Here is a 6,990-nt window from a genome sequence, read left to right as displayed (position 1 = left end):
CCCGCGGCTAGCGAGCGCGGGGCAGCCGGGCGCAGCTCAGGACGCCGCGGGGTTCACGTCCGCGGCGAGCGCGTCCGCCAGCGATGCGTGCACCGACAGCAACTTGTCGAGACCGGTGAGTTCGATGGGCCGACGGACGGCGTCGGATACGACCACGCGCAGACCGGCGCCGGGGCCGGCCGCCTCGGAGATCACGAGCAGCACGCTCAAACCGGCCGACCCGAGGAAACCGACCTCCGACATGTCCACGACCAGTGGGTCCCCGCCGCGCTGGGTCTCTTCGAGAGCGGCCTGCAACTGGGGCGCCGAAGCCATATCGACCTCACCCTGCACCGTGACGATCGCGGTTCCGTTCTGCGCCCGCACCGCTACATCGAGCAGGCGGGGCGCGCTGTCGCCGCTCATCGCCGCTCCTCCGGCTCGCACTTCGTCACTTTTCCACCTCTGCAGTATCGAGGCCCCGCCGCGCGGAGCGCGACCGGGGCCGGCACAGATCTTCGTAACGGAAATCTACCCGATCGCGAAATAGTAGTCACCGGCGCCGGCCGGGCCGTCGAATGCGTAATCCATGCCACGTTTGAGCCGGGTGCAGCGGTGATCACCGGGCGTGATCCACAACGCATCGGACTGCCGCGACCGGGTTCGGGAACCATCCGCGGGACCACTCGAATGCCCCGGAGACGAATGGGTATGGCTAGCAGTGAGCACAGAGTCCGACAGGACAGCAAGCCGAACGCCACGGACCCGGTACCGCCTACGCCGTCCGTCCGGCGAGACCTACAGGAGGCGATCAGGTGACGACGACCCGCCCGCCCGGGCTGGACAGTCCGCCGACCCGATGGGAGTTGCAGTTTTCGGCGAAAGCCGACCGGCTGGCCGAGGTCAGGCACCGGACACAGGAGTGGTTGGCGCACTGCCCGCTCGGCCAAGATCAGGCCTACGACGTGCTGCTCGCCGTGGGGGAGGCCTGCGCGAACGCGGTCGAGCACGGCCATCGCGGTGACGGCGGCACCATCCGGTTGCGCTTCGAGCGTGAGGCCGGCGGCCTGCACATCACGGTCGCCGATCACGGCCGCTGGAAGAGTCCCGACCCCGGCCCGGACCAGGTCCGGGGGCGCGGGATGGCCATCATCCGCGCGCTGGTTCCGGAGGTGGAGGTCATCATCTCCGCCAGCGGCACGACCGTCGAGATGCGGATCCCGCTGCCCCGGTGAGCTCCGCCCGGCCGGCTACCTCGGTCGAGTCGGTAGAAGCACGAGAAACCGAAATTCTCGATCGGCAGCACCCGCACCGCGGTGAAGCCCGCGGCGGTGGCCGCGCGGGAAGCGGGCCGGGCCAAGAACGCCTATGGAGCCTGCACCGTTTCCGCGCTCGACACCGTGCTGCGCGAGACGACGCCGCGGGTGGGGACCTGGATCGATACGTCGGATCTCACCGTCGACGAGACCATCGAGGCGATTCTGGCCGGTGCGCAGCCGGTCCGTCGATGAGTGAGGACCTTCGCGCACCGGCCCGTTCTCAGCGGTCAGCGGCGCAGGACCTTGCGGGCGGTCCAGTTGCCGAGGAACTGGATACCCTGCACCCCGGCGATGATGATGAGGGTCGCCACCAGCGTGACCTCCCAGTCGAACCGCTGGTATCCGTACACCAGGGCGAAATCGCCGAGCCCGCCGCCACCGACCGTGCCCGCCATGGCGGACATGTCCACGATGGCGATGATGACGAAGGTGTAGCCGAGGATCAGCGGGCCCAATGCTTCGGGAATGAGCAGCGTCAGGATGATCCGCAGTGGTGCCGCGCCCATGGCGCGCGCCGCCTCGATCACCCCGGGATCCACCGTGACCAGGTTCTGTTCCACGATTCGGGCGATGCCGAAGGAGGAGGCCACGATCATCACGAAGGCCGCCGCTTCGGTGCCGATGGTGGTACCCACCACTTCGAGCGTGACCGGGCCCAGCGCGGCCAGCAGGATGATGAACGGAATCGGGCGCACGACATTGACCAGCACATTGAGCACCCAGTTGACCGGGCCGTTGGCCAGCAGCCCGCCCTCGCGGGTGGTGTAGAGCGCGGTGCCCAGGAAAAGCCCGACGAGGCCGCCCACCACGAAGGTGAGCAGCACGAGATAGATGGTGGTGCCGATGGCCTCGGTGAGGATCGGCCGCAGTGTGTCCCAATCGGTCTGCATATCGGTCCTCACTACCGCTGATCCAGTTGGGCGATCACCTTCTCGACGGCCTCGTCCGGGCCGTCGAGTGCGAGGGTGATACTGCCGAAGGTCTTGTCCTGCAGAGTGCTCACTCCGCCGTACACCACCTCGAAGCCCACCCCGGCCCGGGCGGCGGTGGCGAGGGCGGGGCCGATACCCCGCGCGTCGTCGATATCGACCGTGACCAGCCGGCCACGGTGCAGTTCGTCGAGGCGGCGCAGTTCCGCGGGGGCGGGGCGGTTGTGCGACACCGTATCGACGAACGAGCGCGTGGGGGCCGATTGCGGAGTGGCGAACACGTCGAAGGTCTTCGCCAGTTCCACGATCCGGCCCTCCGCCAGCACCGCGACTCGATCGGCGACCGCCCGGATGACGTCCATCTCGTGTGTGATCACCACGATGGTCACCCCCAGTTCGGTGTTGATCTTGCGCAGCAGGCGCAGCACCTCACCGGTGGTTTCCGGGTCCAGTGCCGAGGTGGCCTCGTCCGCCAGCAACAGCGACGGCGAGGTGGCCAGCGCTCGCGCGATACCCACCCGTTGCTTCTGCCCACCCGAGAGCTGGTCCGGGTAGCTGCGGGCCTTGTCCGACAGGCCGACGAAGTCGAGCAACTCGGCGAGGCGTTCTCGGCGTTTCGCGCGCGGCCAGCCCGCGACCTTCAGCGGGTACTCGATATTCCCGGCCGCCGTCCGGGAGCGGAACAGGTTGAACTGCTGGAAGACCATGCCGATATCGCGGCGGATCTGCCGCACTCGTGCCTCCGAGACCCCGGTGATCGGGGTGCCGGAGATCTCGATGGTGCCGCTGGTGGGCTTCTCCAGGGCGTTGATGAGCCGTACGAGGGTGCTCTTACCGGCTCCGGAGTAGCCGATCACGCCGAAGATCTCGCCCTTCTCGATCCGGAGATCGATATCGGACAGTGCCGTGTCCTCGCGCTTGCCGGTGCGGAAGACCTTGGTCACCGCACGGAATTCGACCGCGGGGACCGCGGATTCCGGGCCGGTCGAGGTGTCGCTCACTTGCCGTCGCGGATCGTCTGCTGCACCCGCTGCAGAATCGGCTCCAGCTCCGGCCCTGGGCGCCGGACCTCGACCGAGGTGCCCTTGGAAGATTCGGCGAGGGCCTGCTGGACCTCGGCATCGTGCCAGATCTCGACCAGTCGCTGATAGGCCGGGTCCGCTTTGTCCTCGGCGCGGGTGACGAACGCGTTGATGTACGGTTCGGCGCCCGGGCTGGACGGATCGTCCTTGTACAGGGCCGAGAGCGGATCGACACCGGACCGTTCCAGGTAGGTGTTGTTGATGACGGAGCCGTCCACCGAGGCCAGCGACAGCGCGGTCTGCGCCGCGTCGACCGGGGTCACCTCACCTTGGACGCACCTCGGTCGATATCGGCGGGGGAGGGCGCCAGGGTGTCCGAGGACAGTTTCACCAGGCCTGCGGCCTCCAGAACGAACAGCGCGCGTGCCTGGTTGGAGGGGTCGTTGGGAATGGCGATCTCGCCGCCGGCGGGGATATCGGCCACCGACTTGTGTTTCTTCGAGTACAGGCCCAGCGGAACGATCTGGGTGGCCCCGATCGGGGTCAGGTCCGCATTGTTGGCGACATTGTATTCGCCGAGGAACTGCAGGTGCTGGAAGAGATTGACATCGATCTGCCCTTGCGCGAGGGCGATATTGGGCTGGGAGTAGTCGGAATAGTTCGTGATCTCGAGGGTGATCCCCGCATCCTGGGCTTTCTGCTCGAACACGTCCCACGCCGGATCGCTCTCGGTGGTCCCGATACGCACCACATCGTCGGAGCCGGCATTGCCGCCGCAGCCGGTGAGGGCGAGTGCCGCAGCGATGGTCAACGCCGGTATCGCCAGTACCCGTGGGAATTTCAACGCCTGCTCCCGAATGCTCGTGGCCGTATGGACTCGACCATCCAAGCGGCGGGTGCACGGACCCGGCCACGGTTGGGATTGTGCTGAACGAAATCCTGGCCGGAACCGGACGCGGCCGCCTAATTTGCGCACAATGCGAGGTCTGCGTCGTTTTGCCGTTGTTCCGGTCCTGCTCGCGCTGGCCGCGCTCCTGCCTGCCTGTGGTGCGGACCACGACCCCGGCGTGGTGCGGGTCGGCGTGAACGATCTGGCCCTGCTCGGCGCCACCGAGATCTTCCCGCTGAACCTCTACTCGAAGAAACACGAGTCGGTGGCCGATATCCCGCCCGGTGGCGAGATCACCCTGAACAACAATCCCGCCAACCACGTGCGGCCGCTGCTCGGGCCGGCCGCGGCGGGCTTGATCGTCCTGAAGGGCGGCGTCGACTGGGATTCGCGCATCGAGGATGTGGATACCGCGGCGTCCCGGGTCCGGCTGACCCCGATCGATCCGGCCCTGACCGCGCAGTAGCTGTTCGGACTGATCGGATTCGAGGTTTTCGGCCGCCTGGACACTGTGATCGAGGCTCGTGCGGCATATTTCGACCACCAGATGGCGGTGATGGCCGATTTGGCGGGCCTGCCCCGGTAACCCGTGGCCCGGCCGATCGGCGCGCCTACGGCCGGGTGCCCGGCCTGCCGATCCGGTGTCCGCTCCCCGCCGTCAGAGCCAGTGGCGCTCGCCGACCGCCGCCGCTTCGGCACCGCCATCGGCGAAGACGACCTGTCCGGTGACGAATCGATCGATTCCGTAACCGCCGGTCGCGCCCCCGGCGTCCGGGTCGGCCTCGGGGTAGGCCACCGCGGCCGCTTGGTCGCGGTCGAGGCAGGCCGCCACGATGCGCTCGTCCGCCGGTGCCGGCGACGACGTCGACGAAACGACCCGGCACGCGGCGCGGGGCTGCGTGCCAGCAGCGGCCGCACTCCCTCGAGCGTGGCCACCGCGCCGAAATAGTTCGTCTCGAACAGGCCGCTTCGACCGCCCCCTGCTACGGCCAGTACCGCGTCTATCGCCCCCTATTCGCCGACCTGCTCGATCAGCGCGCGTCGTCCGGCGGACACGGACGGCCCGGACTTCGGCATCGTCGATATCGCAGCCGAGGTGAGTATCGCGATGGTCTGTGCTGCCATTCCGGCCCCCGCCACCCCCTGCGCGACGCGGGCCGCGACGAGTTCGTTTGCGCTGTCGGCGGTCCCGCACCAGACCGACGCCGCGGTGCACGCCACGACCGCGGCGAGGAGTAATTGGTCGGCGAGCTTACCGGGATCACGGTGGATACCCGGCCCGTCCAGCGGCCCGGCAGCACCGGTCCCGGCGGACAGGTAAAGGGCGGTCCCGCGCAGCGCCTCGGGATGCAGGAACGGATCATTGTCGGCCCAGGGGCGGTCCTGTGGCGGGCCCCACATATTGTGTGGGTCTCCACCGCCGGCGCGGACCACCAGCTCGACGATGGCGCGGCCCTGGGGATCGCTGGTCCGGACACAGCCACTGTAGGAACCCAGCGCCCCGAAAGTGGCCGGGCGCGGCGAGTGCCAGCTGCAGCACGGATGCGGCCCCCATGGATATTCCGGCGAGCGCCGCGGCGCCGGTGCCGCGGAAACGGCCGTCGATCAGGGGCGGGAGCTCGCGGGTGAGGAAGGTGGTCCACCGTTGCCGTCCGAGTGCCGGGTAATCGGCCCACCAATCGGTGAAGTAGCTGCCCGCGCCGCCGAGCGGATTGACCACGGTCACCTGTTCGTCCCGGAAGAACTCGGTGAGATCGGTGCGCTCGAACCAGTTTCCACCGTCCGCGCCGCCGGTGATCCCGTTGAGCAGGTACAGCGTGGGCGCCGGCGCCGCGGGATCGGCCGGCGGCAGTACCCGTACCGGGACGACTCGGTTCATCGCGGCGGAGTACACCGCGAGTTCTACCGCGCGCCCGCCGCGCGGCACGCTATCGACGATCCCGGCCGCCGGGGCCACGGCGCCGGAACGATCAGGGTCCGGTGGTGCGGCCGTCCCCGGACCGGGCGTCATGGGCAGGAGGGCGGCGACGGCGGCGGTGACGAGCAGGGCCCGCCCCGGACGGCGCGGCCGGCGAGGGTGTGGCATCGCCGGAAGCTGATTCTCGTGGTGCGCGCGGCGCCGCCGAACCGGTGGATTCTGTGAAGCGGCCCGGCCCGGCCCGTTGTTTCCTCCGTCCGGTCCCAATGCCGGCTGGGTTCCGAGCGCTATGGACAGATGACTGGACAGGTGTAACCATCGGTGTACAGCCGAGAGTGCGTGGCTGTACCGACCGACGAGAGGATCCTGCGCATGAACGACCGGAAACAGGTGGGCGGAAACGGCGGTGGCCGGCGATGAGCACCCTGCATCCGTGTGAGCGCGTCGGTCTCGAATTCATCGACAACGCTCCGTTGCGCTTCAGCAACAGCGTGGACCTCGCAATCACGCCGGCCCAGCTGTTCGAGGTCCTGGCAGACGCCGAGTCCTGGCCGCACTGGGCGAGCGTGATCACCAAGGTCACCTGGACCACTCCCGAACCCCGGGGCGTGGGTACCACCCGGGTGGTCGATATGCGCGGCGGAATCGTCGGCGACGAGGAGTTCCTGGTCTGGGAGCCGAACACCCGGATGGCATTCCGATTCAACAGCAGCTCCACCGGTGCGCTGGCAGCGTTCGCCGAGGACTACCGCATCGTGGAGACTCCCGAGGGTTGCCGGCTCACCTGGACCCTGGCCCAGCGACTGGCCGGCCCCGCCCGGTTCACCGCCTTCCTCGCCACCCCGGTCATGAATCTGGCGTTCCGGCGTTTCCTGACGAACCTGCGCCGCTATACCGATCAGCGCTTCGCGACCGCGTCATCGTGAGCGGCCGG

At 68.6% G+C, this 6,990-nt stretch carries 10 protein-coding genes and 1 pseudogene; 4 read left to right on the top strand and 7 right to left on the bottom strand.

Annotated features, from left to right (window positions below; translation table 11 throughout):
* Nucleotides 1-36 precede the first annotated feature (36 nt).
* Nucleotides 37-405, bottom strand: a complete 369-nt coding sequence (locus tag ACLML9_RS26900; RefSeq protein ID WP_411948134.1) for an STAS domain-containing protein — start codon at nucleotides 403-405, stop codon at nucleotides 37-39.
* A 389-nt stretch (nucleotides 406-794) separates the two neighbouring features.
* Between ACLML9_RS26900 and ACLML9_RS26895 the strand changes: the two genes are divergently transcribed.
* Complete coding sequence (locus ACLML9_RS26895) at nucleotides 795-1,214, top strand: ATP-binding protein (protein WP_411948133.1); 420 nt, start codon at nucleotides 795-797, stop codon at nucleotides 1,212-1,214.
* Between the two features lie 81 nt (nucleotides 1,215-1,295).
* Nucleotides 1,296-1,490, top strand: a complete 195-nt coding sequence (locus ACLML9_RS26890) for a hypothetical protein (RefSeq protein WP_411948132.1) — start codon at nucleotides 1,296-1,298, stop codon at nucleotides 1,488-1,490.
* A 35-nt stretch (nucleotides 1,491-1,525) separates the two neighbouring features.
* Here the strand turns inward: ACLML9_RS26890 and ACLML9_RS26885 are convergent, their stop codons facing one another.
* From ACLML9_RS26885 to ACLML9_RS26875, 3 genes and pseudogenes are all read right to left on the bottom strand, one after another.
* Nucleotides 1,526-2,188: a methionine ABC transporter permease gene (locus ACLML9_RS26885; protein ID WP_411948131.1), complete on the bottom strand. Its 663-nt coding sequence runs from the start codon at nucleotides 2,186-2,188 to the stop codon at nucleotides 1,526-1,528.
* 11 nt (nucleotides 2,189-2,199) lie between these two features.
* Entirely contained in the window at nucleotides 2,200-3,228 is a 1,029-nt protein-coding gene (locus ACLML9_RS26880; protein WP_411948130.1) for a methionine ABC transporter ATP-binding protein, read from the bottom strand.
* Nucleotides 3,225-4,093: pseudogene (locus ACLML9_RS26875) on the bottom strand (MetQ/NlpA family ABC transporter substrate-binding protein). Before ACLML9_RS26875 ends, ACLML9_RS26880 begins: the two are co-directional and overlap by 4 nt.
* A 133-nt stretch (nucleotides 4,094-4,226) precedes the next feature.
* Between ACLML9_RS26875 and ACLML9_RS26870 the strand changes: the two are divergent.
* Nucleotides 4,227-4,604 (top strand): MetQ/NlpA family ABC transporter substrate-binding protein, encoded by a 378-nt coding sequence (locus tag ACLML9_RS26870; RefSeq protein ID WP_411948129.1) that lies wholly within the window; start codon nucleotides 4,227-4,229, stop codon nucleotides 4,602-4,604.
* 192 nt (nucleotides 4,605-4,796) lie between these two features.
* Here ACLML9_RS26870 and ACLML9_RS26865 read toward each other — a convergent pair whose 3' ends face one another.
* The 3 genes from ACLML9_RS26865 to ACLML9_RS26855 all read right to left on the bottom strand — a co-directional run bounded on the left by ACLML9_RS26865 (nucleotide 4,797) and on the right by ACLML9_RS26855 (nucleotide 6,224).
* On the bottom strand, nucleotides 4,797-4,970 hold the full coding sequence (locus tag ACLML9_RS26865) for a hypothetical protein (protein ID WP_411948128.1): 174 nt from the start codon (nucleotides 4,968-4,970) through the stop codon (nucleotides 4,797-4,799).
* Between the two features lie 179 nt (nucleotides 4,971-5,149).
* Nucleotides 5,150-5,539 carry a hypothetical protein gene (locus tag ACLML9_RS26860; protein WP_411948127.1) on the bottom strand — a complete coding sequence of 130 codons (390 nt, stop codon included), beginning with the start codon at nucleotides 5,537-5,539 and terminating at the stop codon, nucleotides 5,150-5,152.
* Nucleotides 5,499-6,224: an alpha/beta hydrolase gene (locus ACLML9_RS26855; protein WP_411948126.1), complete on the bottom strand. Its 726-nt coding sequence runs from the start codon at nucleotides 6,222-6,224 to the stop codon at nucleotides 5,499-5,501. Before ACLML9_RS26855 ends, ACLML9_RS26860 begins: the two co-directional genes overlap by 41 nt.
* A 257-nt stretch (nucleotides 6,225-6,481) precedes the next feature.
* Between ACLML9_RS26855 and ACLML9_RS26850 the strand changes: the two genes are divergently transcribed.
* Nucleotides 6,482-6,982, top strand: coding sequence for an SRPBCC family protein (locus ACLML9_RS26850; RefSeq protein ID WP_030520020.1), 501 nt, complete (start codon nucleotides 6,482-6,484; stop codon nucleotides 6,980-6,982).
* Nucleotides 6,983-6,990 lie beyond the last annotated feature (8 nt).

It is taken from the genome of Nocardia sp. NPDC002869, assembly GCF_046764065.1.
In the GTDB taxonomy this organism is placed as follows: Bacteria; Actinomycetota; Actinomycetes; order Mycobacteriales; family Mycobacteriaceae; genus Nocardia; species Nocardia rhamnosiphila.
Note: the sequence above shows the minus strand (reverse complement) of the source record. Positions and strands in the feature narration are given on the sequence as shown.

Bases quoted from the DNA above. Each gene is read 5' to 3' on its own strand.
- ACLML9_RS26900 (WP_411948134.1), bottom strand. From the start codon at position 405: ATGAGCGGCGACAGCGCGCCCCGCCTGCTCGATGTAGCGGTGCGGGCG.
- ACLML9_RS26885 (WP_411948131.1), bottom strand. From the start codon at position 2,188: ATGCAGACCGATTGGGACACACTGCGGCCGATCCTCACCGAGGCCATC.
- ACLML9_RS26870 (WP_411948129.1), top strand. From the start codon at position 4,227: ATGCGAGGTCTGCGTCGTTTTGCCGTTGTTCCGGTCCTGCTCGCGCTG.
- ACLML9_RS26860 (WP_411948127.1), bottom strand. From the start codon at position 5,539: ATGTGGGGCCCGCCACAGGACCGCCCCTGGGCCGACAATGATCCGTTC.
- ACLML9_RS26855 (WP_411948126.1), bottom strand. From the start codon at position 6,224: ATGCCACACCCTCGCCGGCCGCGCCGTCCGGGGCGGGCCCTGCTCGTC.